Origin of the sequence: Nonomuraea sp. NPDC003560 (assembly GCF_042878785.1) — a bacterium.
Lineage (GTDB): Bacteria > Actinomycetota > Actinomycetes > Streptosporangiales > Streptosporangiaceae > Nonomuraea.
Genome location: NZ_JBIAOF010000015.1, coordinates 1 through 25,352 on the forward strand (window position 1 = coordinate 1; position 25,352 = coordinate 25,352).

The 25,352-nt window shown below is 70.8% G+C and carries 24 protein-coding genes and 1 rRNA gene; 18 read left to right on the forward strand and 7 right to left on the reverse strand.

The window, feature by feature from the left end:
• Positions 1-87, forward strand: a 5S ribosomal RNA gene (gene rrf / locus ACFYUV_RS43075); the annotation flags it as partial.
• Positions 88-1,065: 978 nt separating this feature from the next.
• Here the strand turns inward: rrf and ACFYUV_RS43080 are convergent.
• Positions 1,066-2,460, reverse strand: a complete 1,395-nt coding sequence (locus tag ACFYUV_RS43080) for a hypothetical protein (protein WP_387679895.1) — start codon at positions 2,458-2,460, stop codon at positions 1,066-1,068.
• Here ACFYUV_RS43080 and ACFYUV_RS43085 point away from each other — a divergent pair.
• Positions 2,404-3,417 carry a hypothetical protein gene (locus tag ACFYUV_RS43085; protein WP_387679898.1) on the forward strand — a complete coding sequence of 338 codons (1,014 nt, stop codon included), beginning with the start codon at positions 2,404-2,406 and terminating at the stop codon, positions 3,415-3,417. The genes ACFYUV_RS43080 and ACFYUV_RS43085 overlap by 57 nt on opposite strands.
• A gap of 80 nt (positions 3,418-3,497) precedes the next feature.
• On the opposite strand, the gene ACFYUV_RS43090 is transcribed toward ACFYUV_RS43085, so the two are convergent.
• Positions 3,498-4,451, reverse strand: coding sequence for an MBL fold metallo-hydrolase (locus ACFYUV_RS43090; protein ID WP_387679901.1), 954 nt, complete (start codon positions 4,449-4,451; stop codon positions 3,498-3,500).
• An 83-nt stretch (positions 4,452-4,534) separates the two neighbouring features.
• On the opposite strand from ACFYUV_RS43090, the gene ACFYUV_RS43095 reads away from it, so the two are divergent.
• Positions 4,535-4,927 carry a single-stranded DNA-binding protein gene (locus tag ACFYUV_RS43095; protein ID WP_387679904.1) on the forward strand — a complete coding sequence of 131 codons (393 nt, stop codon included), beginning with the start codon at positions 4,535-4,537 and terminating at the stop codon, positions 4,925-4,927.
• 81 nt (positions 4,928-5,008) lie between these two features.
• Here the strand turns inward: ACFYUV_RS43095 and ACFYUV_RS43100 are convergent, their stop codons facing one another.
• Complete coding sequence (locus tag ACFYUV_RS43100) at positions 5,009-6,532, reverse strand: DUF1015 family protein (RefSeq protein WP_387680340.1); 1,524 nt, start codon at positions 6,530-6,532, stop codon at positions 5,009-5,011.
• A 144-nt stretch (positions 6,533-6,676) separates the two neighbouring features.
• Here ACFYUV_RS43100 and ACFYUV_RS43105 point away from each other — a divergent pair, with 144 nt between their 5' ends.
• Positions 6,677-7,102 carry a tetratricopeptide repeat protein gene (locus ACFYUV_RS43105; RefSeq protein ID WP_352326203.1) on the forward strand — a complete coding sequence of 142 codons (426 nt, stop codon included), beginning with the start codon at positions 6,677-6,679 and terminating at the stop codon, positions 7,100-7,102.
• Positions 7,103-7,929: 827 nt separating this feature from the next.
• Here ACFYUV_RS43105 and ACFYUV_RS43110 read toward each other — a convergent pair.
• On the reverse strand, positions 7,930-8,367 hold the full coding sequence (locus ACFYUV_RS43110) for a TipAS antibiotic-recognition domain-containing protein (RefSeq protein ID WP_387679910.1): 438 nt from the start codon (positions 8,365-8,367) through the stop codon (positions 7,930-7,932).
• A 121-nt stretch (positions 8,368-8,488) separates the two neighbouring features.
• On the opposite strand from ACFYUV_RS43110, the gene ACFYUV_RS43115 reads away from it, so the two are divergent.
• Positions 8,489-9,460, forward strand: a complete 972-nt coding sequence (locus ACFYUV_RS43115; protein WP_387679913.1) for an HAD-IIA family hydrolase — start codon at positions 8,489-8,491, stop codon at positions 9,458-9,460.
• A 336-nt stretch (positions 9,461-9,796) separates the two neighbouring features.
• Here the strand turns inward: ACFYUV_RS43115 and ACFYUV_RS43120 are convergent, their stop codons facing one another.
• A complete protein-coding gene (locus tag ACFYUV_RS43120; RefSeq protein ID WP_387679916.1) occupies positions 9,797-10,144 on the reverse strand; it encodes an SCP2 sterol-binding domain-containing protein in 348 nt (115 codons plus the stop codon).
• A 127-nt stretch (positions 10,145-10,271) separates the two neighbouring features.
• Here ACFYUV_RS43120 and ACFYUV_RS43125 point away from each other — a divergent pair, with 127 nt between their 5' ends.
• The 13 genes from ACFYUV_RS43125 (at position 10,272) to ACFYUV_RS43185 (ending at position 23,789) form a co-directional block, all read left to right on the forward strand.
• Positions 10,272-10,445, forward strand: a complete 174-nt coding sequence (locus ACFYUV_RS43125) for a hypothetical protein (protein WP_387679919.1) — start codon at positions 10,272-10,274, stop codon at positions 10,443-10,445.
• Complete coding sequence (locus ACFYUV_RS43130; protein WP_387679922.1) at positions 10,442-11,254, forward strand: TlyA family RNA methyltransferase; 813 nt, start codon at positions 10,442-10,444, stop codon at positions 11,252-11,254. The genes ACFYUV_RS43125 and ACFYUV_RS43130 overlap by 4 nt, the downstream gene beginning before the upstream one ends.
• Positions 11,251-12,153 carry an NAD kinase gene (locus ACFYUV_RS43135; RefSeq protein WP_352364459.1) on the forward strand — a complete coding sequence of 301 codons (903 nt, stop codon included), beginning with the start codon at positions 11,251-11,253 and terminating at the stop codon, positions 12,151-12,153. The genes ACFYUV_RS43130 and ACFYUV_RS43135 overlap by 4 nt, the downstream gene beginning before the upstream one ends.
• Positions 12,154-12,247: 94 nt before the next feature.
• On the forward strand, positions 12,248-13,957 hold the full coding sequence (gene recN, locus ACFYUV_RS43140) for a DNA repair protein RecN (RefSeq protein WP_387679925.1): 1,710 nt from the start codon (positions 12,248-12,250) through the stop codon (positions 13,955-13,957).
• A 73-nt stretch (positions 13,958-14,030) separates the two neighbouring features.
• A complete protein-coding gene (gene steA, locus ACFYUV_RS43145) occupies positions 14,031-15,227 on the forward strand; it encodes a putative cytokinetic ring protein SteA (RefSeq protein ID WP_387680342.1) in 1,197 nt (398 codons plus the stop codon).
• The gene (locus ACFYUV_RS43150) at positions 15,224-16,198 is read left to right on the forward strand and encodes a copper transporter (RefSeq protein ID WP_387679928.1); all 975 of its coding nucleotides are present in this window, start codon (positions 15,224-15,226) and stop codon (positions 16,196-16,198) included. The genes steA and ACFYUV_RS43150 overlap by 4 nt, the downstream gene beginning before the upstream one ends.
• Position 16,199: 1 nt before the next feature.
• Positions 16,200-17,051 carry a hypothetical protein gene (locus tag ACFYUV_RS43155; RefSeq protein WP_387679931.1) on the forward strand — a complete coding sequence of 284 codons (852 nt, stop codon included), beginning with the start codon at positions 16,200-16,202 and terminating at the stop codon, positions 17,049-17,051.
• A 72-nt stretch (positions 17,052-17,123) separates the two neighbouring features.
• Positions 17,124-18,716 (forward strand): murein biosynthesis integral membrane protein MurJ, encoded by a 1,593-nt coding sequence (murJ, locus tag ACFYUV_RS43160; protein WP_387679934.1) that lies wholly within the window; start codon positions 17,124-17,126, stop codon positions 18,714-18,716.
• 937 nt (positions 18,717-19,653) lie between these two features.
• Positions 19,654-20,754, forward strand: a complete 1,101-nt coding sequence (locus ACFYUV_RS43165; protein ID WP_387680345.1) for a glycosyltransferase — start codon at positions 19,654-19,656, stop codon at positions 20,752-20,754.
• Between the two features lie 176 nt (positions 20,755-20,930).
• Positions 20,931-21,914 (forward strand): TerC family protein, encoded by a 984-nt coding sequence (locus ACFYUV_RS43170; protein WP_352364449.1) that lies wholly within the window; start codon positions 20,931-20,933, stop codon positions 21,912-21,914.
• Between the two features lie 108 nt (positions 21,915-22,022).
• The gene (locus tag ACFYUV_RS43175; RefSeq protein ID WP_352329585.1) at positions 22,023-22,664 is read left to right on the forward strand and encodes a phosphatidylserine decarboxylase; all 642 of its coding nucleotides are present in this window, start codon (positions 22,023-22,025) and stop codon (positions 22,662-22,664) included.
• On the forward strand, positions 22,651-23,478 hold the full coding sequence (gene pssA, locus ACFYUV_RS43180; RefSeq protein WP_357983442.1) for a CDP-diacylglycerol--serine O-phosphatidyltransferase: 828 nt from the start codon (positions 22,651-22,653) through the stop codon (positions 23,476-23,478). The genes ACFYUV_RS43175 and pssA overlap by 14 nt, the downstream gene beginning before the upstream one ends.
• 35 nt (positions 23,479-23,513) lie before the next feature.
• A complete protein-coding gene (locus ACFYUV_RS43185; protein WP_364340010.1) occupies positions 23,514-23,789 on the forward strand; it encodes a hypothetical protein in 276 nt (91 codons plus the stop codon).
• Position 23,790: 1 nt separating this feature from the next.
• Here ACFYUV_RS43185 and ACFYUV_RS43190 read toward each other — a convergent pair whose 3' ends face one another.
• Positions 23,791-24,447, reverse strand: coding sequence for an MBL fold metallo-hydrolase (locus ACFYUV_RS43190; RefSeq protein WP_387679938.1), 657 nt, complete (start codon positions 24,445-24,447; stop codon positions 23,791-23,793).
• Positions 24,444-25,235, reverse strand: coding sequence for a maleylpyruvate isomerase family mycothiol-dependent enzyme (locus tag ACFYUV_RS43195; protein ID WP_387679941.1), 792 nt, complete (start codon positions 25,233-25,235; stop codon positions 24,444-24,446). The genes ACFYUV_RS43190 and ACFYUV_RS43195 overlap by 4 nt, the downstream gene beginning before the upstream one ends.
• Positions 25,236-25,352 lie beyond the last annotated feature (117 nt).

Sequence of the window (25,352 nt, forward strand, 5' to 3'; positions counted from 1 at the left end):
GGTTACATTCCGAACCCGGAAGTTAAGCTTCTCTGCGCCGATGGTACTGCACTCGGGAGGGTGTGGGAGAGTAGGTCACCGCCGGACAATCTTTCAAAGAAGCCCCACACGGATCGTGTGGGGCTTCTTTGCGTTGTACACGTTTTCCGGTGAAGAGCTTCAGGTGGCGCGCAGCACAGTACGCCTTGGGAGTTCGGTTCCGTGTAACGCGTCTGGCCGCCAGTCGCGTCGTGCTGGCCGGCTCGCGAACACGGAGCTTCCTGTCAGGGCGGTGCGCTGTAGGAGACCACATGTGCTGACGCGCTCTCCGGACCTGGCTTGCCCCCTGTTGGATACGAGCACATCGACCCCAGCGACTTCCCGTTCCGACGCCTGGAGGTCGGGCGCGACGCCTCATAAACCTCGTGAGCCTGCCATGGGGGATGGCGGTGAGCCAATTGCTGCGTACACGGTCGAACCGGCAATTCCTCGGCCGCCTCTCCTGGCAGGAGCGGTGCGCTAGGTGTCGTTCTGGCGCCTTCTGGATCGGTCGCATCAGAGCAGAGCCCTCTTGGGGCGCCTGGCGCCCAGGAGTTGTGAGGAGCCACCCCTAGGCCACAGGCTTGTCCGCGATGTGTCTCGCAGAACTCATCGTTCAGAGGCTTCCTCCAATGCCTCCGGAGACACGTGCACGAGAACGTCCGCCAGATGTAGATGAGGATGCCTTCCTGTTCTTGTGTTGCGTGATTTCGGCTATGAGATCACTCCGCGTCTTAGCTGGGATCGTCGTGGGTGGCTGGAGGGCTCGTTAACGGTCGGGGGCTTGCTAGGCTGGGGGGAGCGGGCCACCCCCACGGGTGGCCTTCGTCGCGTAAGGCCCGAGGGCGGGCGGCGACCAGCCACGGTGGACCGCCGTTGTGAGTCCGCTGAGTGAGCCAACGAAATGGACCAGAAGTGAACAGTGATAACGGATCGGACGGCGGACAGCGCGGGCGCGGCGACTACGGGGACAGGCGCTCCAGCGGCGGCAGGACTGGCGGATACGGCTCTCGCGGGCGTGATTCCGGTGGCGATCGTCCGTTCCGTTCAGAGGGCCGGCCGCGGCCGTACAACCGCGAGGACAGAGCGCCCCGAAGCGGGGAGGGTTCCCGCGACGAGCGTGCGCCGCGGCGCGAGGGCGGTTTCCGGGACGAGGGCCGCTCCTACCGCGACCGGGACGACCGCGGACCCCGCCGCGAGGGCGGCTACGGTGAGCGTCGCGAAGGCGGCGGCGGCTACGGCGAGCGTCGCGAGGGCGGCGGCGAGCGTCGCGAGAGCCGGTACGGCGATCGCGGGCCGCGTCGGGAAGGTTTTGACCGGGGTCCGCGTCGTGAGGGTTTCGACCGTGGTCCTCGCCGTGAGGGCTTCGACCGCGGGCCGCGTCGTGAGGGCGACGAGCGTCCTCCTTACCGGGACCGGGATGACCGTGGGCCGCGCCGTGAGGGCGATGACCGTCGTCCGTACCAGGACCGGGGGCCGCGCCGTGAGGGCGGTGGCTACGGTGACCGCGGACCGCGCCGCGAGGGTTTCGACCGTGGTCCTCGCCGGGAGGGCTTCGACCGCGGGCCGCGTCGTGAGGGCGACGAGCGTCGTCCCTTCCAGGACCGCGGACCTCGGCGTGAGGGCGGCGGCTATGGCGACCGTGGGCCGCGTCGTGAAGGTGGCGGCTACGGTGACCGTGGGCCGCGTCGTGAAGGCGGTGGCTACGGTGACCGCGGGCCGCGTCGGGAAGGCTTTGACCGGGGCCCGCGCCGTGAGGGGTTCGAGCAGGGGCCGCGTCGTGAGGGGTTCGACCGAGACCGTGGGCCGCGTCGCGAGGGCTTTGACCGCGGTCCGGGCAGAGAAGGCTTCGACCGCGGGCCGCGTCGCGAAGGCTTCGACCGGGGTCCGCGCCGTGAGGGCGGCGGGTACGGCGAGCGCCGCGACGACCGCTTCGGTGACCGGGGCCCGCGCCGGGAAGGCTATGACCGTGGTCCTCGTGGTGAGGGCTCCGAGCGTGGTCCCCGTGAGGGCTTCGACCGTGGGCCGCGTCGTGAAGGCGGCGGTTACGGTGACCGTGGTCCGCGTCGCGAAGGGGGGCCGCGCCGAGAGGGCGGGTTCCGTGACGACCGCGGCGGCGGGCAGCGTCGTGAGGGGTTCGACCGGGGGCCGCGTCGCGAGGGTGGCTATGACCGTGGCCCGCGTCGCGACGACTCCTACGGGCCTCGTCGCGAGGGTGGCGGCTACCGTGAGTCGCGTCCGTTCTCGCGTGACGACCGCGGGGAGCGTCCGGGCGGTGGCACCCGCGCCAGGTACGGCCGGGAGGACCGCGACTCCGACGCCCCGCAGCGCGAGAGGCTGCCCGAGGTGGCGCCGGACATCACCGCGGAAGAGCTCGACAAGGAAGTGCGCGAGGAGCTGCGTTCGCTGCCCGGTGACCTCTCCGACCTGGTCGGCAGGCACCTGGTCGCGGCCGAGCGCGCCCTGGAGGAGGACGATCCCGACAAGGCGCACGAACACACCAAGGTGGCGCGTCGGTTCGCCGCTCGCATCGGTGTCGTACGCGAGGCTGCGGGCATCGTCGCCTACCGGGCCGGACACTTCTCCGAGGCGCTCAGCGACCTGCGTGCGGCCAGAAGGATGACGGGGTCCGACGCGTACCTGCCGGTCATGGCCGACTGCGAGCGCGGTCTGGGCCGTCCGGAGCGGGCCATCGATCTCGTACGTTCGCCGGAGGCCGAGCGCCTCGACCGGGCCGGACGCATCGAGCTGACCATCGTCGAGTCGGGCGCCAGGCGTGACCTCGGCCAGCAAGACGCGGCCGTGATCACCCTTCAGCGCCTGCCCGAGCTGCGTGACCCGCAGCCCAAGCCGTGGTCGGCGCGCCTCGCGTTCGCCTATGCGGACGCCCTGGCCGACGCCGGACACCAGGAGGCGGCGACCGACTGGTTCGCCCGTGCGATGGCCTTCGACGAGGACGGCGAGACGGACGCGGCCGAGCGCTACGCCGAGCTCACCGGAGCCGTCATCGAGGACGTCGAGGAGGACTTCGAGGAAGACCTCGACTCCGAGGACGACTTCGACGACGCCGGCGCCGCCGACGCGGGCACGCTGGCCGAGGAGGAGGAAGAGGACGACGAGGCCCTGGCCGAGGCGGACGACCTCCTGGAGCCCGAGGCCGCCGAGCAGCCTGCCGAGCCGGTCGAGCCGGTCGAGCCTGCCGAGCCGAAGGACGCCGTCGCTGCTGAGACGGCCGAGCCGGAGGCGGGCGAGCCCGCCGACGGTGGCGAGGAAGAGAAGCCGGCGGAGGCCGGGACGCCGGGGATCACGCCCGCGTTCATCGAGCCGGACTTCGGTGACGTGCTGGAAGTCGAGACGGACGAATCCGCTCAGGACCGGCCGAAGAAGAACGACGAGTAGGTGTTGCCGCTCCGCCGTACCCCTGATGATCAGGGGTACGGCGGAGTTTTTGTGTCACATGGGGTGTGATCGGCCGGTCGTCATCGTTCGACGCGGTTGAGCCAGTGGAGGATGCCCGCGACGTTCGACGGGGCGCCGCTCAGCAGCTCGAACTGCTCGGCCGTCACGTCGTCCGACTGCAGGGCGGTGTAGCGCTCCTTGGTGCGGTCGCGGACCATGGCGACCGCGTGATCGAGGTCGAGGCCCTCGGAGTGTGCCTGACGGGTGAGATCCACCCATACCCGGAGCTCTTCGGCGGACCGCTCAAGGGTCTCCTGGACGGCGCCGACCGGTCCGTAATGGCTGAACAGCAACCGTTGCGGACCAAGCGCCTGGAACAGGGCGATCGAGTCGAGGGCCGTCTGAAGGTCGAAGTCCGGCGGCGGGGTGGCGGGGCGCAGGTCGCCGGTCTGGGGCAGGTACACGCCCGCGGCGTCCCCGACATAGAGGTCTCCGGTGGCGGAGTCGATCAGGCCGACGTGGTGCTTGGCGTGGCCCGGAGAGTAGTGGCTGCTCAGCGTGCGGCCGTTGCCCAGGTCGATGGCTCCGGTGTCGCCCAGGGCGACGATCCGCTCGGCCTCGGTGGGGGACAGCTCGCCGAAGAGGGTGTCGAGCTGGTCACCCCAGACCATCCGGGCGCTGGCCATCAGACGCGACGGATCGGCCAGATGGCGCGCGCCCTTCTCATGTACCACCACCTGCGCGGACGGGAAGAACTTCGCGATGTCGCCCACACCGCCCGCGTGGTCCAGGTGGATATGGGTCACCACCACGGTGGCCAGGTCGTCCGGGCCGACGCCGAGCGAGGCGAGCGCGTCACGCACCACGGGGGACGAGGTCGAGGTGCCCGTCTCCACCAGGCACGGCCGATCTCCCAGGATCAGGTAGCCGGCGGTGATGCCCGCGTATCCGGCCATCTTGGTGTCGATCTCATAGACGTCGCCGCCTAGTGCGGTGATGTTGTCCACAGGCACTCCCGCGCGTACATCCGTCATCCCCAGAACGACGTTCGTATCGATCCGGGCTTCCCTTCATCGTAGAGAGTGATCTCCTCCGGAACACAAACGGGAGGACGACAATGGATCGGAACGAGGTCGTGCTGGTGGGGCGGCTGTCGGCGGCGGTCGAGGAATACGCGATGCCGAGCGGCGACATGGCCACGAAGTGGCGCGTCATCGTCCGCCGCCGGCGCAGGCACCGGCGAGGCCCGGCTCTCACCGACAGCATCCCGTGCGTCACGTTCGATCCCGAGGTGGCGGAGATCGTGCGGGGCCTCAAACCGCGGGACTTCATCGAGGTGACGGGCGCGTTCCGCTGCCGGGTCTTCGGCCCGGCCGCCGCCAAGATCTGGCGGTACGAGGTGGAGGTCAGTGCCGTCAGACCTGTCGAGGAGACGGTTCCTGAGCCGTCTGAGGAGGTGGTTCCGAGCCGGGGGCCGCGGCAGGTGGCTCAGTTGGCCGGGGCGGGCTGACCTTGCCGGCGATGGCGAGGCGCCGCCTCGGAGAGCGCTCGGAGGGGGCAGGGGAGGCGCGGCCACGCGGAAGGGGCGGCGTCAGTCGATGGCGAACGTGCGCAGGACCAGGCCGGTACGCGGTTTGGGGCCGAAGGAGGTGGACTTGCGGGGCACTCGTTCGCCGCCCGCGGCGACCGCCAGCACGTCATGGACCATGAGCGGCTTGAGGATGACGGCTGTGCCGCCCGTCTGGATCGCGAGCCGCAACGCCGCCTCGGTGTCGTGGTGGACGATGCGTACGGCCCGCTCGTCGTCCTCCATGCCCCACACCTTGGGCAGGATGAACTCGCTCAGGATCGAGGTGTTCAGCGAGTTCCAGCGGTCCGAATGGTGGTCCGGCATCGCCAGGTTCAGCTGCACCGGGTCGGGGTCGGTGAGCAGATGGGTGCCGCTCTCGCCGGCGAGCAGGAAGGCGGGCTCGGCCGCGTTCTGCAGTGCCTCCAGGCCCTGCGCCAGGTCGTCGTAGTCGTGCACCTGCCAGGCGCCCCTGGCCCGGGCGGCGGCCTCGGTCAAGGGGAGACCGGGGATGACGCGGTGGATGGCCTTGAGGTCGGGTGGGTAGGCGGTGGAGTCGACGATCAGGGCCAGCCCGAAGTCCCAGGGGCCCAGCGCCTGCCGGGGGTCGGCCGGGGCGGAGGCCGGTTCCGCTGACGGATGGGCCAGGTGGTCGGTCAGCTCGTGCCGGAACGAGGTGACTGGGCTGGGAGAGGGGGTTACGGGGCGGTCCGGAGGCGCGTTGAGAGGGGTGTGCTGAGAAGCCTGGGGGTCGTAGGGCGTGGCTTGGTCGGTTCCGTCCCGCAGGGCTTGGCGGGCGGCGTGCTCCTGACGCTGGAGGACGCGGTAGGTGGCGTACCGGTGGTGGCCGTCGGCGATCAGGGCCTGACGGTTGCGCAGGTCGGCGTTGATGGCGTCTATCTCGTCCTGGTCGGTGATCGCCCACAGCCGGTGGGTGAGGCCGTCCTCGGTTCCGGCCGTGACGAGGGGCGGTCGTTTGGCGGCCACCTCGTCCACCAGGCGGGTCGCCTTGCCGTTGTCGCCGTTGTAGAGCAGGAAGATGGGTTCGAGGTTGGCCTCGGTGGTGCTCATGAGAGCCAGCCGGTCGGCGATGGGGCCGGGCATGACGTCCTCGTGGGGGAGGATGACGCGTTCGGCGGGGTCGACCAGGCCGACGTCTCCGATCAGGCCACGCTGGAGGACGTGCGGGCCGCTCTGCTCGTACACGTACAGGGCGGGGGTGTCGTCGGCCACCAGGACGCCGGCGTCCAGCCAGGCCCTCAGGGTGTCCCTGGCCTCGGAGTAGCGGGCTTCGAGTGGCACCTCGGTCCGGTGGCGGAGTCTGGACGGGGTACCGGCCGAGCCGCGAGGGGTGCCGGGTTCGGCGGCGGGTGTCGCTTCGGGGTTGCAGGGAAGGATGAGGCGGACGACGTTGTTCGGGTGGGAGGCAAGGAGGGCTTCGACGTCCGCATCGCTGATCAGGTCGTACGGTGGGGAGGTCACCTTGGCGGGATCTTCGACATCGAAACGTACGCCTCGGAAGGGCCGTAGCACCAGTCCGTCAGGCACCGGCAGTTCAGGAGTCCCCATACCGGGCATGCTCCCATAAATGCTTGCGCCTACCAGGAGTTGCCCCAATCGTTTGCTGTCGCGCCCCTTACGCGGCGGAGCGGGAGCGAGGTTCGTCGTCCAGCGATGAAGGAGTCCTCACGCATGGTTCAGGGCGGAAATGGTCACGATGAGTCCGTGGGTGGCGTTCCCGGGGGCGGTGTTTACGACTGGTATCAGCGTGGTGTGAAGTTGCTGAAGGAGGGGAGTCCGGCTGCTGCCGCGGCGTTGCTGGAGCGGGCCGCCGCTGCTGAGCCGCAGTCCCGGAGCATCCTTGAGGCGCTGGCTCGGGCGCAGTTCAACTCCCGCCAGTACGCGGAGGCCGCGGCCAGCTTCCGGCAGATCGTGGATGCGAACCCGGCTGAGGATTATGCGTACTTCGGGCTGGGCTTGTCGTTGTGGCGTACGGGGGATCTGGAAGGCGCTCAGGAGCCGCTGGCCATCGCGGTGGCCATGCGGCCGGACGAGCGGCATTACGTGTCGGCCTTGAAGAGTGTGCGGGCGACGTTGAGGGCTCGTCGAGAGATGTAGGGGGCAGGCGAGCGCGGGAGCCGGCCATGGCGAACGTCGCCTCCCAAGCGACTGTGCCAGATGGGCGTTTCGATCCTCCCTGTGGGCATCAGCTCGGACGGGAGCCCCTGCGGTGTTTGCTCGCGGCCCGTGGTGCTGAGCGGGCGTCGTCGCAGCAGAGCGCTTCCTTGGTCTGGCCCCGTACTGGACGGAGCGTGTCCGTGGCCCGGGCACGCGACTATTGCCGTGCCCTGGTCGGCCCATGGGGGTGAGGCTGTCGCTGAGGGCCTTCCGGGGCCTCGTCGAGGCGTTCAGGCCGTCGAGGGGTTCATGCCGTCACGCATGGGCGGCCATGTCCGCGCGTTCCCCAGCCGCTGACGGCGGCTGAGGGACATCGCGGCACTTGCCCGCTGCCGACCCCGAGCACCCGGCCGGCCGTGACGACTCCGCCCATTACCGGAGAAGTGGCTACCCCACTGCTGGGCGACCGACTCGGGTTGTGTGGAGAACACGACCTACTGGGACATGAGGGGCCTATGCGGTGGCTTTCCCAGCCGAATGCCCAGGGGGCGTGGTGCGGCGAATGCAGCCGTCGTGGCTGCCCAGGCCGTTCCTGTTCGAACGTGCAGGCATGCCGTGGCTGCATCTGGCTGCCCTTGCGTAAGGGAACAGGCATGCCAGTGGCCGCATTTGGCTGCTCCACCGCCATGGAAGCGGCGCAAGGTTGTCGTGAGGGACTTTGCCCGGGTTGCGCAGCAGAACGGCGCCTTGAGGGCCGTGCCCCAGTTCCCGGCTTGTCGGCCGTCGCCTTCCACGCGTGGCGTCACGTCTATGCGACTGGTCAGGCGTCAGCCGTGGCGGGTGGCGTTGGCGAGGATGGCGGATCGGAGGTAGGCGGCCAGGCCGGGCGAGGTGCGGTCGAAGGCGGCGGTGAAGCGGGGGTCGGAGACGTACAGGTCGGCCAGGCCGCGGTGGATGTCGTACGTGCAGTCGTAGAACCAGCGGGAGAGGTGGGCGCGGTGTTCCTCGGCCAGGTCCATCGCGAGGTCGCCGTCTGCCGGGACGTCGGCGTGCATCGCGTCGGCGAGCCGGACCGAGAGGGCGGCTGCCTCGGCCTCGTGTCGCCGCCAGTCCTCCCGCGTGTAGGTCGAGGTGCGGCGTGCGGATTCGGCCCAGGCGTGTGTGCCGCCCCAGCGTTCCTCGGCCTCCGCCGCGTACTCGTCATGGGCGGGAGCGCCGAGCAGTTGTATGCGTTCCTCGGTCGTGGCGTCGCGCTCGTGGGACATGGTCGTCCTTCCGGTGTCGGGTACGGGTTTCCCGATCCACGAGGAGAGGGCTTCCTGTGGCGGGGTACGAAGGCGACGCTAAAGTCTCACGCGGCGTGAGAGTCAAACGGGAAGAGGCGCTGTGCTGATTGACGGCTATGACACCCTGCTGCTCGACCTCGACGGTGTGGTCTATCTCGGACAGCACGCGGTTCCCGGGGCCAGGCAGGCGCTGGAGGAGGCGCAGGGCAAGGGGGTCAGGCTCGCCTACGTGACCAACAACGCCTCCCGGACGCCCGCCGCCATCGCCGCTCACCTGCGGGAACTCGGCGTCCCGGCCACGGCGGCCGATGTGGTGACCTCGGCGCAGGCGGCTGCGCGGCTGGTCGCCGAGCGGGTGGCTCCGGGCGCCGCGGTGCTGGTCGTGGGCGGGTCGGGGCTGCGGGTGGCCGTACGCGCTCATGGGCTCAGGCCGGTGTCCGTCGCGGCCGAGTCGCCCGCGGCGGTGGTTCAGGGGATCGCTCCCGGTTTGTCGTACGCCCTGCTGTCGGAGGGGGCGCTGGCCGTCCGGCAGGGCGCGCTGTTCGTGGCCTCCAACGGTGACAGCACCATGCCGACCGGGCGGGGCGAACTGCCGGGGAACGGGGCAATGGTCCGGGTCATCGCCACCGCCGCCGGGGTTGAACCGGTGTACGCCGGCAAGCCGGATCCGCCGTTGCACCGGGAGTCGATGATCCGTACGGGCGCTCGGCGGCCGCTAGTGGTGGGGGATCGGCTGGACACCGACATCGAAGGGGCCTCCAACGCGGGCGTGGAGAGCCTGCTGGTGTTCACCGGGGTGGCCACCCCGCTCGACGTGCTGACCGCTGCGCCCCGGCACCGGCCCACGTACCTGGCCGAGGACCTCGGCGCGCTGGTCCAGCCCTATCCCGACGTGCGGGACGGCGCCTGCGGGGGATGGCGGGCCGAGTGGCGTGACGGGACGCTGCACCTCGAAGGCGACGGCAGCCGGATCGACGGCCTGCGCGCAGCCTGCGACGCCGCCTGGACGGCCGCGGGCGAAGGGCAGATCGGGGAGGACGCGATCAAGGACGTCCTGAAGCGCGTGGGGTGAGACGACCGGCGCGGGGGCCGCCTCGGCCTTGCCTTTCCCGCCCTGCAGCGGCCAGGAGCCCACGAGTCCTGTCGTGACGGCGTCCTTCTTCCACGGCTCGCAACACGACGGGCTCGTCCACGCGCGTGGTGCAGGGCAGTGCCGGTGATCGCGGGGAGCGTCAGATGGGGGCGACGTGGCCGCCGGAGGGCGGCTCAGTCGGTCGGGGGTCGAGGGGCAGGTTCGCTGTTCGCTTGTCGCCTAACAGTTAACGCACGCGCCGAGTAGTCGCCTGACAGCGAACACCCGCGCTGCGCAGCTGCGTAGGACATTGAACAGCCGCCTGAACGGAACCGGTCAGATCAGCTTGCGCAGGCGCAGCAGGTCGCCGAAGCTCGCGTCGATCTTCACCCGCCCTCCGAGCAGCGCACGGGCCAGGTCCAGTTCGCCGTCGACCAGCGCGACCAGGTCGTCGCTCGCGATGGTGATCTTCACATCGGCCGGTTTGCCGCCCGCCGGCGGCTCCTCGGTGAACGGGTCGAGCCCCCCGTGGTGCAGCCGCCCGTAGAAGATCAGGTCGAGGTCGGAGACCCGGGCGCTGACCGTGCGCTCGACCACGTGTTTGGCACGATCCTCCGCGCCGATCTCGTCGAACTGGGCGACGAGCCTGGCCAGTGCCGCCCGGCACTCCTCGACGCTTGCCATGTTGGGCATCCTTTCTTTCCCTTTGCGGTCGGTAGCGTTCCACATCACTAGCACCCCCGTATGAGTCTCAACGCATGACACGCCTGCCAAGGTCCCGGGCGCTCGCCCGAGGCGTTACGGTCGAGTCATGAGTGAGCTGCCGGAGGAGACCGGTGACGAGCGGGTCGACGCCATCGTGGCCGGTCTCGGTCGTGTGGGCGAGCTGCCGGTGAACGAGCACGTGACCGTGTTCGAGGAGGCGTTCGCCGGGCTGGAGTCCACTCTCGCGGGTGCGGGCGACGAAGCGCTGGGCGAGCGGTGAGCCGCAGGATCCGTCTCGACAGCGAGCTGGTGCGCCGCGGGCTGGCCAGGTCGCGCGAGCAGGCCGCCCAGCTCATCGAGGCCGGGCGGGTCAGCGTGGGCGGTCAGCAGGCGCACAAGCCCGCGACCCAGGTCGACACCGCCTCGGCCATCGTCGTCGCCGAGTCGGCCGACGGGCCCGACTACGTTTCGCGGGGAGCGCACAAACTGCTCGGGGCGCTGGAGGCGTTCAAGAGCCTGTCGGTGGAGGGGCGCAGATGCCTCGACGCGGGAGCCTCCACGGGAGGCTTCACCGACGTGCTGCTGCGCCACGGCGCGGCCCACGTGCTCGCCGTCGACGTCGGCTACGGCCAGCTCGCCTGGTCGCTGCGCACCGACGAGCGGGTGACCGTGATGGAACGCGTCAACGTGCGCGACCTGACCCCCGACATGGTCGGCGAGCCGCCCACGCTGGTCGTGGGCGACCTGTCGTTCATCTCGCTGCGGCTCGTGCTGCCCGCGCTGGCGCAGGTCGCCGCGCCGCGGGCCGACTTCGTCATGCTGGTCAAGCCGCAGTTCGAGGTGGGCAAGGAGCTCGTGGGCGCGGGCGGCGTGGTGCGCGACCCCGAGCTGCGGGCCAGGTCGGTGCGCGAGGCCGCGGCCAAGGCGCAGGAGCTGGCACTGAGCGTGCGGGGCGTGACCGCGAGCCCGCTGCCCGGCCCTTCCGGAAATGTCGAATACCTGCTGTGGCTGGGCAAAGGAGAGGGTGATCCGCCCGTCGCCGAGCTCGATGCCGAGATCCAGCGTGCCGTCGCGGAAGGGCCGCAATGAACCGGACCGTGCTGGTCGCCGTCCACACCGGGCGGGGCGCCGCCGTCGAGAGCGCCCGTCTGGTCATCAACCGGCTGGTCGGGGCGGGCATCAACGTGCGCGTCCTGGACACCGAGGCGCGTGACATCGGCTGTGGCGGGGTGGAGGTCGTCCCCAGCGACGATCCCGGCTCGGCCAAGGACGCCGAGGTCATGATCGTGCTCGGCGGCGACGGCTCGCTGCTGCGCTCGGCCGAGCTGGCCAAGCCCGCCGGCACGCCGCTGCTCGGGGTCAACCTCGGGCACGTCGGGTTCCTGGCCGAGGCGGAGGTGGCCGACCTGGCCTCGGCGGTCGACAGCGTGGTCGCCGGGCGCTACGACGTCGAGGAGCGCATGACGATCGACGTCCTGGCCAGGCAGAACGGCCGGGTGATCGCCGACACATGGGCGCTCAACGAGGTCACCGTGGAGAAGCAGGAACGCATGCTGGAGGTGGTCGCCGAGATCGACGGGCGGCCGCTGTCCCGCTGGGGCTGCGACGGCGTGATATGTGCCACTCCTACGGGTTCGACGGCGTATGCGTTCTCGGCCGGCGGGCCGGTGGTCTGGCCGGAGGTGGAGGCGCTGCTCCTGGTGCCGATCAGCGCCCACGCGCTGTTCGCGCGGCCGCTGGTGGTCTCGCCCCGGTCCACGATGGCCGTGGAGATCCTGCCGGACACTCCGGGCGGGGTTCTGTGGTGCGACGGCCGCCGCCGTTTCGAGCTGCCCTCCGGGTCACGTGTGGAGGTGCGCAGGGGCGCCGAGCCGGTGCGCCTGGCCCGTCTGCATGGCGTCGAGAACACCGGCGCGCCCTTCACCGACAGGCTGGTCGCCAAGTTCGAACTACCGGTTCAGGGATGGCGCGGGAGAGTGCGACCCTGAATGAATGGAGGGCGGAGCGCGTAGGATCCCATGGGCAACAGGTGTCCGGAGACAATCGACCGGCCATCAGGCACGGCAGTGACGGGAGTGGGCAGTGCGACCAAGGGTCGAGGAGGTCCGCATCCAGGGGCTCGGCGTCATCGACGAGGCCGTACTCGAGCTTTCGCCGGGCTTCAACGTGGTCACCGGCGAGACCGGCGCGGGCAAGACGATGGTCGTCACGGGGCTCGGGCTGCTGTTCGGCGGCCGGGCCGATCCCTCGCGCATCCGTCCGGGGGCCGACAAGGCGACCGTGGAGGGCACGCTCGTCGTCGAGCCCGGCGGCCGGGTCGCCCAGCAGGTCGAGGACCTCGGCGGTGAGGTCGAGGACGGCGAGCTGATCATCTCGCGCACCGTCTCGGCCGAGGGCCGCTCCAGGGCCTGGCTCGGGGGCCGTACGGTGCCCGTCGGCACGCTGACGTACCTGGCCGACGACCTGGTGGCGGTGCACGGGCAGATGGACCAGCAGCGGCTGCTGCAGGCCGCCAGGCAGCGCGCCGCGCTCGACCGTTACGCCGGAAACGAGCTGGTCAAGCCGTTGCGGGCGTATTCACAGGCGTACAAGCGGCACAAGCAGGTCGGGGCGCTGCTCGACGAGCTGACCACCCAGGCCAGGGAGCGTGCCCAGGAGGCCGACCGGCTGCGGTTCGGCCTGGAGGAGATCGAGAAGGTCGACCCCAAGCCGGGCGAGGACGCCGAGCTGCGCGAGGAGGAGGAGCGCCTCTCGCACGCCGACGCGCTGCGCAGCGCGGCCACCACGTCCCACACCGCGCTGCTCGGCGACCCGATGGAGGCCGGCGGCGGCGCCCGTGACGTGATCTCGCTGCTCGGGGAGGCCCGCGCGGCCGTCGAGGCCGTGCGCGACTACGACCCCCAGCTCGCCGGCGTGGCCGACCGGCTCGCCGAGGCCGGATACCTGATCTCTGACGTCGCCACCGACCTGGCCGCCTACGCAGAGTCCATCGAGGCCGACCCCGCCCGTCTGGGAGCCGTGCAGGAACGCAGGTCCGTGCTGGGCAGCCTGATCAGGAAGTACGCCGAGGACAGCGCAGGGGTGCTGGCCTGGGCCCAGCAGGCGGCCGCCCGGCTGGGCGAGCTCGAAGGCGATGACGAGCGCATCGAGGAGCTCACCCGCGAGCACGAGGAGCTCACCACCAGGCTCACCACCCTGGCCGCCGAGCTCACCAAGGTCCGCGAGGCCGCCGCCGAGCGGTTCGGCCAGGCCGTGACCGAAGAGCTGACCGCGCTGGCCATGCCCCACGCCCGGGTCGTGGTGCAGCTCACCCAGAGCGCCGAGTTCGGCCCGGAGGGCGTCGACGAGGTGGAGCTGCGGATGGCCGCCCACCCGGCCGCGCCGCCGCTGCCGCTCAACAAGGGCGCCTCCGGCGGCGAGCTGAGCCGCGTCATGCTCGCCATCGAGGTCGTGTTCGCCGGTGCCGACCCGGTGCCGACGTTCGTGTTCGACGAGGTCGACGCGGGGGTCGGCGGCAAGGCCGCGGTCGAGATCGGGCGCCGGCTGGCCCGGCTCGCACACACCGCGCAGGTGATCGTCGTCACCCACCTCCCGCAGGTGGCGGCCTTCGCCGACCAGCATCTGGTCGTCGAGAAGGCCAGCGACGGCAGCGTCGTGCGCAGCGGGGTCGTCACGCTCAACCACGAGGGGCGCGTCCGCGAACTGTCGCGCATGCTGGCCGGTCTGGAGGACTCCGAACTGGGCCGGGCGCACGCGGAGGAGCTGCTCGGGCTCGCAGCGGCCGACAGGTGATTCAGCGTGACATAGTGGACACGCGGCGTAGTGCTTGGCCTCCGCGCTGTTTCCCTCTGGCAGGATGGTCATGATGAAGGTTCCGGGGAGCAAGATGCCGGGCCTCCGTGGCAGGAAGGTCGGTGACCTTCCCGGTGTGACGGCAGTGGCGAGAATCGACCGGCGAACCAAGAGGCTGACCAAACGCCTCCAGCCCGGGGAAATAGCGATTATCGACCATGTCGACGTTGACCGGGTCAGCGCGGAGGCGCTCGTCGCGTGCGGCGCGGCGGCGGTGGTCAACGTCGCCGCCGGCATCAGCGGCCGCTATCCCAACCTGGGTCCGCAGATCCTGCTCGACGCGGGCATGCCGTTCGTCGACAACGCCAACCCCGAGCTGTTCGAACGCGTCAAGGACGGCGACGTCATCCGCCTCCACGAGGGCGTCATCTACCTCGACGACGACGTCGTGGGCAAGGGCGACGAGCAGACGGCCGAGGCCGTCGAGGCCGCCATGGCCGAGGCGCGCGCCGGGCTGGCCGTGCAGATCGAGGCTTTCGCCGTCAACACGATGGAGTACGTTCGCGGTGAGGGCAAGCTTCTCATCGACGGAGTCGGCGTGCCTGAGATCCGCACCCCGATGGAGGGCAGACATGTCCTCATCGTGGTGCGCGGATATCACTACAAGGAAGACATCGCCACTCTCCGCCCCTACATCAGGGAATACCGTCCCGTCCTCGTCGGCGTCGACGGCGGCGCCGACGCGCTGCTGGAGGCCGGTTACCTCCCCGACGTGATCGTGGGCGACTTCGACTCCGTCTCGACCAAGGCCCTGACGTGCGGCGCCGAGCTCGTCGTGCACGCCTACCGCGACGGCCGCGCCCCCGGCCTGGAGCGGGTGCACCAGCTCGGCCGCGAGGCGGTCATCTTCCCGGCCACCGGCACCAGCGAGGACATCGCGATGCTCCTGGCCGACGACAAGGGCGCCGAGCTGATCGTCGCGGTCGGCACCCACGGCACCCTGGAGGAGTTCCTCGACAAGGGCCGCTCCGGAATGGCCAGCACCTTCCTGACCCGGCTGATCATCGGCAGCAAGCTCATCGACGCCAAGGGCGTGAGCAGGCTCTACCGCAGCCGCATCACCACCTCCCAGCTCCTGATGCTCGTGATCACCGCCCTGATCACCATGGGGGTGGCGCTCTTCCTGTCGCCGCTCGGCCAGACCTGGCTGAACGGCCTGCAAGACGTCTGGAACGCATTCATCTTCTGGCTGGTCGGACTCTTCTCGTGATCGATTTTCGCTACCACGTCGTCTCCATCGTCGCGATCTTCCTGGCGCTGGCGGTCGGGATCGTCCTGGGCACCACGCTGCTGCAGGAGCCCGCGGTCAAGTCCGCGCAGGAGATCTCCGCGCAGCTCACCAAGACCAAGGACGAGCTGCGCGTGCAGATCGACCAGCTCCAGGGCCGCGAGGCGGGCAACGACGCCTTCGTCACCAGCGTCACTCCGAAGCTGGTGGCCGGCGAGCTGACCGGCCAGCGCGTGCTGCTGGTCGAGGCGCCGGGGTCGAGCACCACGTTCCGCGAGGCCGAGCAGCAGGTGCTGGAGGAGGCGGGCGCCGAGGTGAGCGGGCGCGTCACGCTGACCGAGAAGTTCTTCGCCCCCGACCGCAGCGGTGTGCTCGACGGCCTGGTCAACCAGCTCAAACCGGTCGACATGGTCTTCCCGTCCACGGCGACCGTCTGGGACAAGGCCGGCGCACTTCTCGCCTCCACGCTGCTCACCACCGACCAGGCCCAGGCGGGCACCCCCAATGCCGCGACCGCCGCCGTCATCAGCGGGTTCGAGGCGGGCGGGCTGGTCAGCACCGACGGCGACCCCGCCAAACGGGCCATGCTGGCGGTGATGTTCGCGCCGGAGAAGGCGTACGAGGGGGAGCAGGCCGAGACCCAGCTGGGCGCGCTCGTCTCGGTCGCCGACCGGCTCGACGCCGCGGGCAAGGGCGCGGTGCTGGCCGGCAGCGCCGCCAACGCGGCCGTCACCGGGGGCGCCGTCAGTGCCCTGCGCGACGACGGCGACGTCGCCAAGCGCGTGTCCACCGTCGATACCGTCGATATGCCCACGGGCCGGGTCGTGGTCGTCTACGCTCTCCGGGAGCAACTGAGCGGGCGGGCCGGCCAGTACGGCATCGGCAAGGGGGCCTCGGCCACCCAGCCCGCGCTGCCGACCACCACACCCTCACCGACCCAGTCAGGGAGCTGACATGGCCCGTGGCCTGCTCTACGCGCTGGCCGGCGCCGCGATCGGTGCCGCCGCCGCCCGTGCCGCCTACTCCGCCTGCACCCGGAACCGTCCGGCCGACCTGGGCGGGCGCTGGACGCGCAAGAACCACCGCGGCGAGCCCATCACCCTGCTGGAAGGGCCCGCGTTCGTGGCGGGCTCCGGCGCCGCGGCCGCGCTCACGCCGGGCCTGGCGCCGCGTACCCGGCTGGCCGCGGTGCTGGCCGGCGTCGGCACCGGCGCCCTCGGGGCCTACGACGACCTTTACGGCACCACGTCCTCCAAGGGGTTCAAGGGCCACCTGACGGCTCTGGCCCGCGGCGAGGTCACCAGCGGCGCCGTGAAGATCCTCGGGATCGGCGCCACCGGGCTGGGCGCCGCCGCCCTCGTCTCCGACGGGCCCGTCGACACCCTGGTCAACGGCGCGGCCATCGCCGGCGCCGCCAACCTCGCCAACCTGTTCGACCTGCGTCCCGGCCGGGCGATCAAGGTCGGGCTGCTGGCCGGCGGGCCGCTGCTGGCCGTCTCGCTGCTGCGGTCCTCGCCCGCCGCCGCGGCCCTGGCCGCCGTGCCGCTGGGCGCCGCCGCGGCGCTGCTCCCCGACGACCTCGGCGAGCGCGCCATGCTCGGCGACGCGGGCGCCAACTCGCTCGGCGCCCTGCTCGGGCTGGCCGCGGTCACCAAGCTCGGCAGGCCCGGCAGGCTCGTCCTCCTGGGCACGGTCGCGGCGCTCACCGCGGCCTCGGAGAAGGTCAGCTTCACCAAGGTCATCGCCGCGAACCCGGTGCTCAACCGGCTCGACATGCTCGGGCGGCGTCCCGTCGACCACGTGTGACCCTCCGCGCGCGATTGTCGGTGGCACCTGCCAGGATGTCGGCGTGACCGGATACTGGGCGGGGGAGGCCGGGTGCGGAGCGTGACGGCGCGGGGCGTGGCGGGTGGCGCCCTGCTCATCGGGGCGATCACCGTGCTGGCCCGGATCGCCGGCTTCGCCAAGCAGTACGCCTTCGCCCAGACTGTCGGCACCAACTGCCTGTCCACCGCCTACATGACGGCCAACCAGATCCCCAACATCGTCTTCGAGGTCGTCGTCGGAGGTGCGCTGGCGGGCATGGTGGTGCCGGTGCTGGCCGGGGCCGTGGCCTCGCGCGAGCGCACCGGGCACATCAGCTCGGCGCTGCTGACGTGGGTCGTCGTGGTCCTGGTGCCGCTGGGGGCGCTCACCGCGCTGTTCGCCCGGCCGGTCATCGGCCTGTTCCTCGGCGAGGCCGTCAACGGATGCGACACGACCCAGCTCGTCGCCGTCGCCACCCGGATGCTGGTCGTCTTCGCCCCCCAGATCCCCCTGTACGGCGTGGCCGTCGTGCTCTACGGCGTGTTGCAGTCGCACAGCCGCTTCGCCGGGCCCGCGGTCGCGCCGCTGGTGTCCAGCATCGTGGTCATCGTGGCCTACCTGCTGTTCGTGCCGCTCAGCTCGGGGACCGTCGACCCGGCTCAGCTGCCCGGGCCGGCCGAGCTGGCGTTGTCGGTGGGCACCAGCCTGGGCGTGCTCTCGCTCGTGCTGACCGTGGTCGGGCCCGTGTCGCGGCTGGGGCTGCGGTGGCGGCCCACCTTACGCTTCCCCGACGGCGTGGCCGGGCAGGTGCGCAGGCTCGCCCTGGCCGGGATCGCGGCGCTGCTCGCCCAGCAGGCCGCCATGATCGTCGTCGTGCTGCTGTCGAACAAGGCGATCGGCAACGGGGCTCTCACCGTCTACAACTACGCGTGGGCGATCTACCTGGTGCCGTACGCGGTGCTGGCCGTGCCGATCGCCACCAGCGCGTTCCCCCGGCTGTCGGCGCAGGCGGGCGACGCGGTCGCGTTCTCGGCGCTGGCGGCGCGGACCACGCGGGCCGTGGTGCTGGTCACGGGGCTGGCGGCCGGGGTGCTGGCCGCCGCGTCGGGGCCTGGGGCGGTGGTGTTCCTGGGAGGCAGGAGCGAGGTGCCGCCGCCTCAGCTCGCCCTGGCGATCGCGCTGTTCGCGCCGGGCATCGTCGGCTACGGGCTCATCGCCCATCTGAGCAGGGTGCTCTACGCGGCCGGGCTCGGGCGGGCGGCCGCCACCGGGACGGTGGCGGGGTGGCTGGTCGTCATCGTCGCGCAGACCGTGCTCGTGCTGCTGCTGCCCGCAGGGTGGAAGATCGGCGGCATGGCGCTGGGGATGAGCGTCGGCATGACCGCCGGTGGAGTGTTGCTGCTCGGGGCCGTGGTGCGGGCGCGCGGGAGCAGTGCCGCGGCGGGGCTGCCCCGGGCCGCGGGGGCGGCGATCGCCGGTGGTGTGCTGGGGTACCTGGCGGGGGCTGGGGTGGTGAGGTGGCTCGGGGTCTCGGGCATCTGGCTGAACGTGGGTGCGGTGGTGCTGGCGGCGGTGGTGGCCGTGGTGGTGGGGGCTGCCGTCGTCGCGGTGGTGGACCGGCCGGATGCCAGGGTGGTGGCCGGGCTGCTCGGACGGGGCGGCTGATCCACGGCCAGTGATCCTCTGCCTGTGGTGCGGTGGGTGCGCTCCGGCGGTTCCTGGTTGTCGCGCACGGCTTCGGGGGGCGGACGGCTGATCGCGCACGGCTTCGGGGGGCGGACGGCTGATCGCGCACGGCTTCGGGGGGCGGACGGCTGGTCGCGCATGGGTTCGGGCGCGGACGGCTGGTCGCGCTTGGCTTCGGACGCTCGGTCGGCTGGTCCCGTACGGCTTCTGGGGCTTGCACAGCTGGGTCGCGCTTCTGGGACTGGACGGCTGGTCGCGCGGGGCTTCTGAGGCTGGCACGCCTAGTGGCGCGCGGTTCGTGGTGGCATGGCTCCTGGTTTTCTCTGATTTCTGCGCTTCTGCAGTGTGTGGCTCGCAGTTGGTGCTGGTTCCGCGGTGCGAGGTCTTCTGTGTGAGGCAGGGCTTCCTCGAAGGCTTGCCTTCGAGGGGCCTGGCCTGTGTCAGGTGACGGGCCATGCGGGGCCAGGAGCCATCTGGGGGCGTGGCCTCTGGAAGGTTGCTGGCCTTGGAGGGAGCGCAGGGCATCGGGCACATGGTTCCGGTGGTGCTTGACCTCTTGCGGGCCAGGCACCCACAAGGCTGGCCGGGCTGTGAAGGTGCCCAGATTTCTGGGGTCCGTGAAGCTCAGGGGCTGTCGATCTGCTGGGCATCACGAACGTGCCACGGGCGTGGGAACCGTGGATCCCGGCTTGGGGCACAGGGGCCTGCGCGGTTGGTTGGTGGTCATGGCGGACCAAGGCGTGGTGGTCGGGGGCCTTTGAGGCTCAGGTGCCTGTGGGGGGCCGGTACTGGCGTCGGCAGGTTGGGTGGGTGAGATCGGGAAGCTGCGGCGTGATTCGGGCTACGGTTTCACCTTTGAGGTGTGGCTGCGGGTTCCGGTGAGGGTTCAGGAGGGGTCGTGCGGGTGGCTTTTGTGATGGGGACCACGTCGGGTGGGACCGGGCGGCATGTACGGATGCTCGTCGAAGGGCTGGTGCAGCGCGGCCACCAGGCGGCGGTCGTGGGGCCGGGGAGTGTCGAGGAGGCGTTCTCCTTCCGGGCGGCGGGAGCCACGTTCGCCGAGGTGCCCGTGTCGGACCGGCCGCATCCGCTGAACGACCTGCGCGCGGTGCTCGCGATCCGGCGGCTGACGCGCGACGCCGACGTCGTGCACGCCCATGGCCTGCGAGCGGGGGCGTTGGCGAGCCTGGCACTGAGTGCGTTCAGAGCTCAGGGGAAGCGAAGGGGCGACGGCCGGGAGGGGCCGGGGGTGGTGGTCACCTTGCACAATGCGCTTACCGCCGGCGGTTTCGTGGGGTTCGTCTACGGGGTGCTGGAGCGGATCGTGGCGCGGCGGGCCGACCGGGTGCTGGTGGTCTCGCCGGATCTGGCGGAGCGGATGAGCGTCCTGGGAGCTCGAGAGGTGGCGGAGGCGGTGGTGCCCGCGCCTCCGCTCCGGCCCGCCCGGCGCAGGCCGGAGGAGGTGCGGGAGGAACTGGGGGCGGGTGATCGTCCCCTGCTGCTGACGATCGGCCGGCTCGCCCAGCAGAAGGGGCTCGACACCCTGCTGGACGTGGCGGCCGGGCCGTGGGAGTCGCCGGCCCCCCTGTTCGCCGTCGCGGGTGAGGGGCCGTTGCGGGCGGAACTGGAGGACCGGATCCGGTCCAGGAACCTTCCCGTCCTGCTTCTCGGAGACCGGGACGACGTCCCCGACCTGCTGGCGGCCGCGTCCGTCGTGGTCAACTGCAGCCGCTGGGAAGGGCTGCCGCTCAGCCTCAGCGAGGCACTGATGGCGGGCAAGCCGGTGGTGGCCTCCGACGTCGGCGGGATCCCGTGGCTGGTCGGCGACGCGGGGAGGCTGGTGCCGTACGGGGACGCCGAAGGGCTGCGCAGCGCGTTGCGCGAGGTCCTGGGCGAGCCGGGGGCCGCGCGGACGCTGGCCGAGGCGGCCGCCCGCCGCGGACGGGAGTTGCCGGACGGTGACGATGCCGTGGAGAGCGTCCTCGGGGTGTACGAGGGGGCAAGATCGAATGGATGATGAGATCAGAGTGTCGGCGTATACTGCGTGGGTTAGGGAGGGGAGTATCCCTTCGCGACAGCCTCGTCATCACGGTGCAGCCCCGCTCCACGGGGCCCCCGGGGCTGCCGGTCCGCGTTGTTCGCGGGCGGGAGAGACCTCCGGCAATGAGTCATGCATGCCGGAGGGTTTGAATCGTGACCGTACCCGTGTGGGCCTGGATCGCCGTCATCGGCGGTCTGCTGGTCGTCCTCGCCTTTGACCTTTGGATCGTCGACCGCGGTGAAGCCCGTGAGTTCTCCATGCGGCAGGCCGGATATTGGGTCACCTTCTATGTCGCCCTGGCCGCGTTGTTCGGCGTGGGATTGTGGGCCACCTTCGGGGCCGACAAGGCGGGGGAGTTCTTCGCCGGTTACATCACTGAATACAGCTTGAGCGTCGACAACCTGTTCATCTTCTTCATCATCATGAGCAGGTTCGCGGTGCCGCGGCCCTACCAGCACAAGGTGCTGCTCGTCGGCATCGTGCTCGCGCTGGTCATGCGCGGCATCTTCATCGCGCTCGGCGCCGCGGCGCTTGAGCGGTTCAGCTGGCTCTTCTACGTCTTCGGCGCCTTCCTCGTCTACACCGCCGTCAACCTGATCCGGCAGCACCTCAAGGGCGAGGAAGACGAGTTCAACGAGAACATCCTGCTCAGGTGGGTGCGCCGGGCGTTCCCGACCACCGAGGGGTACGTCGGCTCGAAGGTCAGCGTCAAGATCGACGGCCGCCGCATGGTGACCCCCATGCTCATCGTGATGGTCGCCATCGGCACCACCGACCTGCTGTTCGCCCTCGACTCGATTCCGGCCATCTTCGGGCTCACCAAGGACCCCTACGTCGTCTTCACGGCCAACGCGTTTGCCCTGATGGGGCTGCGTCAGCTTTACTTCCTGCTGGGCGGGTTGCTGCAGCGACTCGTCTACATCAGCTATGGTTTGGCGTTCATCCTCGGGTTCATCGGGGTTAAGCTGATAATGGAGGCGTTGCATGCCAGCGGCGTCTCCTGGGCACCCGAAATTCCCATCTGGGTGTCGCTCACGGTCATCGGCTCCACCATGGCGATCACCACGGTTGCGAGCCTGATCAAAGCCCGCATGACGAGCGGCGAAGGCGAGCACACGCACCCGGAGCAGGTCTAGCGGAACGGCTATCGAGGCGCTTTGCTTGTGAAGTTGCGCCGTGTAATAGTTGCGAGTTCCGTAACAGCATGGCAAAGCGCCTAGTCCAGTCACCACCAAAGGTTGTACGTGTCAGACGATTCTGCTAAGTCGAGCCGCGTCCGGCTCGCGCGCGGGGTCTCCCCGTGGCTCCTCCCGACGGCGGCCGCGGCGGCCGCCACCGCGCTGCTGACGCGCCGAGACCGGCGCTGGGCCCTGGCTGCGGCCCCGCTGGGTGCGCTCACGGGCGGCATGCTCTGGTTCTTCCGCGACCCCGAGCGCACTCCTGGCGAGGGGCGCATCCTGTCGCCCGCCGACGGCGTGGTGCAGAGCATCGATCCCTGGCCGGACGGCCGCACCCGCGTCGCGATCTTCATGAGCCCCCTGAACGTGCACGTCAATCGTGCCCCTCTTGCGGGAAATGTCACGTCCGTGCAGCATGTCGCAGGTGGGTTCCTGCCGGCGTTCAACAAGGACAGTGACCAGAACGAGCGCGTGGTGTGGCATTTCGAGACCGCGCTGGGCGACATCGAGATGGTGCAGATCGCGGGCGCCGTGGCGCGCCGGATCGTGCCGTACCTGAGCGCCGGGGCGAAGGTGGCGCAGACCGAGCGCATCGGGCTCATCCGGTTCGGCTCGCGGGTCGACATCTACCTTCCCGAAGGCATCTCGCCCGCGGTCACCGTGGGGGAGAAGACGGTTGCGGGGGTGACCAGAATTGACCACGGCTGACGCCGGCAGCTGGCAGGCGGGCGAGGAAGAGCCCCGCGGTCCCGTGGGCAAGGCGTTCCGCCTGTCCGCCGCGGACTCGCTCTCGCTGGGCAACGCGGTCTGCGGATTCCTCGCCGTCTGCGTCCTGGCCTACTCGGCGATTCAGCAGCTCACGGTCGCCGACGGCAAGTTCACGCCCACGCCGAGCTACTTCGCCACCGCCATCGTCCTGCTGCTCATCGGCGCGACCTGCGACCTGTTCGACGGGCTCGTCGCGCGGCGCTTCCGCGCCTCGGCGATGGGCGCCGAGCTGGACAACCTTGCCGACGTGATCAGCTTCGGGTTCGCGCCCGCGTTCATGGTCGTGATCTGGGGTGTCGGCGCGCCGCCTTCGGTGCCGTTCATCGCGGTGGTCACCGCCGCGGCGGCCGTGCTGGTCGCCGGTGTCGTACGCCTGGCGCGCTTCGCGTGCGTCAAGACCAAGAGCGGCGACTTCATGGGCCTGCCCATCCCCATGGGCGCCATGACCGTGATCTCCATCGTGCTGCTGTTCCAGCCCAGCATCTGGGCGCTGTTCGCGGTGCTCGGCGTGGCCTGGCTGATGGTCAGCCGGATCGAGTACCCCAAGCCGAAGGGACAGCTCGCGGCGGTCGTCCTCGGGTGGATCATGGTGAACGTGGCCTTCCTCACGTTCTGGGTGGCCTGGCCGGAAGGCGGCGACCTGCCGATCAAGATCGGCGCGACCATGCAGATCGCGCTCGTCGCGGCCATCCCGCTGCGCATGTTGTTCTACAAGCGGGAGCTGCGCAAGGAAGCCGAGCGAATCGGCAACTAGGGGATTTTTCATCCATCTTCGGTTTTGATGGATTCATGTCGGCCATGCCGCGCGAGCACACGCGTACGTACTACCTCGGCAAGCTGGCCACCGAGCTGGAGCAGCGCGGGCTGACCGCCACCCTGCGGGCCAACCCGCCCGCGCTGCGGATCAGCGATCCCGACACCGCGCTGCTGGCCGAGACGATCGACTGCGTGCCGCTGCCCGAAGGGTGGTTCTACCGCTGGTCGTGGGGCGAGCTCGTGGGCCTGGCCGACGATCCCGCCCTGGCGGCCGGGCGCATCGTGCGCGTGCTGGCCGCGGGCAGGTGAGCTACCAGCCTCTGGCCTTCCACTCGGGCAGCGAGGGACGTTCGGCGCCGAGCGTCGTGTCCTTGCCGTGGCCGGGGTAGACCCAGGTGTCGTCGGGCAGGCGGTCGAAGATGCGCTCGGTCACGTCGGTGTAGAGCCGCTCGAAACGCTCCGGGTCCCTGCCGGTGTTGCCCACCCCGCCGGGGAACAGGGAGTCGCCGGTGAACAGGTGACGGCCGTCGGGGCCGCCGTCGTAGAGCAGCGCGATCGAGCCCGGGGTGTGGCCGCGCAGGTGGATGACCTCCAGGCTGACCGGGCCGAGGGCGATCGTGTCGCCGTGGTCGACCGTGCGGCCGGCCGGGACGGGCAGGGCGGGCGCGTCGAGCGGATGGGCGATCACCTCGGCGCCGGTGACCCGGGCCACCTGTTCGAGGGCCTGCCAGTGGTCGCCGTGCTGGTGGGTGGTGACGATCGCGCCGAGCGGCTGGTCGCCGACGAGCGCCAGCAGCCGGTCGGCGTCGGCCGCGGCGTCGATCAGCAGCTCGTCGCCGGTCTCGGTGGAACGCAGCAGGTAGGCGTTGTTGTCGTGGGGGCCGACCGCCAGCTTGGAGATGGTCAGGGCGGGCAGCTCGCGCACGTCGGCGGGGCCGCCGACCCGGACGTCGCCGGTGTAGGTCATGGGTAGTCCTTCGGGGGCGTCGCGGGCAGATCAGCGGGGGCCGGCATCGTCAGCCACGGCGGCGGCTCGGGAAGGAGCGCGCCACCGTCACCAGGCGGCGACGGCTGTCCCGCGGGCACCAGGGTAACGCCCTCGCCCTCCGACCTTCCCGTCAACCAGGCCAGCATGTCGGCCGGTCGGCCCTGGACCGCCGGGCCGTGGCCGAGGTTCTGCCACCTTTGCCCCGGCTCGCCGGTCAGGACGACCTCGCGCACCGTGCTTCGGTCGTACGGCCAGGATCGGCGGAGGTCGTGCAGTTCGCGGCGGACGAACGTCTCCGGCCAGTCGTGGGGGCCGTACCCGGCGCCGAGGTCCACGTGGTGCATGCCCACCTCGCGCAACCGGCGTACCAGGATGTACCAGGCGGGATGCGACGGCGGCCGCATGCCGCGTACGGGCGCCGGCCACGCCTCGGCGGGCAGACCGCGGATCGCGGCGGCCAGCCGCGCGGCGCTGTCGGCTAGGTCGGCCAGGTGGCGCGCGGCCGGGCGGGCGGCGGCGGCCTCGATCTCGGCGGTCCTGGCCTCCAGGGAGGGGTACTGCGGGGTCTCGACGCCCGTCCTGGCCCAGGTGAGCAGGCGGAGGTGGGAGCGGGCGTTGCCGGCCAGGTGGGCGAGCACGTGCCCTCTGGTCCAGCCGGGCAGCAGGGACGGGGCCGCGACGTCGGCGTCGGACAGGGACGCGGCCGTGGCCAGCAGCCGGTCGGTCGCGGAGGCGAGTTCGGCCTGTATCGCGGGTAGAACAGTCATGTCCGGATATTTCATCATTTAGGTGTCCAAGGTCGGGTGCGGGCATAAAGCGGCAGGTCAAGTGGTTGACTCTCAAAGGGCTCCTGCCGACGCGGGAGATGGCCGTAACCTGTGAAG

Bases quoted from the DNA above. Each gene is read 5' to 3' on its own strand.
- ACFYUV_RS43110 (WP_387679910.1), bottom strand. From the start codon at position 8,367: ATGTCCCACGAGCGCGACGCCACGACCGAGGAACGCATACAACTGCTC.
- ACFYUV_RS43185 (WP_364340010.1), top strand. From the start codon at position 23,514: ATGTCGGCCATGCCGCGCGAGCACACGCGTACGTACTACCTCGGCAAG.
- ACFYUV_RS43190 (WP_387679938.1), bottom strand. From the start codon at position 24,447: ATGACCTACACCGGCGACGTCCGGGTCGGCGGCCCCGCCGACGTGCGC.
- ACFYUV_RS43125 (WP_387679919.1), top strand. From the start codon at position 10,272: ATGAGTGAGCTGCCGGAGGAGACCGGTGACGAGCGGGTCGACGCCATC.
- ACFYUV_RS43105 (WP_352326203.1), top strand. From the start codon at position 6,677: ATGGTTCAGGGCGGAAATGGTCACGATGAGTCCGTGGGTGGCGTTCCC.
- ACFYUV_RS43135 (WP_352364459.1), top strand. From the start codon at position 11,251: ATGAACCGGACCGTGCTGGTCGCCGTCCACACCGGGCGGGGCGCCGCC.
- ACFYUV_RS43090 (WP_387679901.1), bottom strand. From the start codon at position 4,451: ATGACGGATGTACGCGCGGGAGTGCCTGTGGACAACATCACCGCACTA.
- ACFYUV_RS43155 (WP_387679931.1), top strand. From the start codon at position 16,200: ATGGCCCGTGGCCTGCTCTACGCGCTGGCCGGCGCCGCGATCGGTGCC.
- ACFYUV_RS43120 (WP_387679916.1), bottom strand. From the start codon at position 10,144: ATGGCAAGCGTCGAGGAGTGCCGGGCGGCACTGGCCAGGCTCGTCGCC.
- steA (WP_387680342.1), top strand. From the start codon at position 14,031: ATGAAGGTTCCGGGGAGCAAGATGCCGGGCCTCCGTGGCAGGAAGGTC.
- ACFYUV_RS43195 (WP_387679941.1), bottom strand. From the start codon at position 25,235: ATGACTGTTCTACCCGCGATACAGGCCGAACTCGCCTCCGCGACCGAC.
- ACFYUV_RS43095 (WP_387679904.1), top strand. From the start codon at position 4,535: ATGGATCGGAACGAGGTCGTGCTGGTGGGGCGGCTGTCGGCGGCGGTC.
- ACFYUV_RS43165 (WP_387680345.1), top strand. From the start codon at position 19,654: ATGGGGACCACGTCGGGTGGGACCGGGCGGCATGTACGGATGCTCGTC.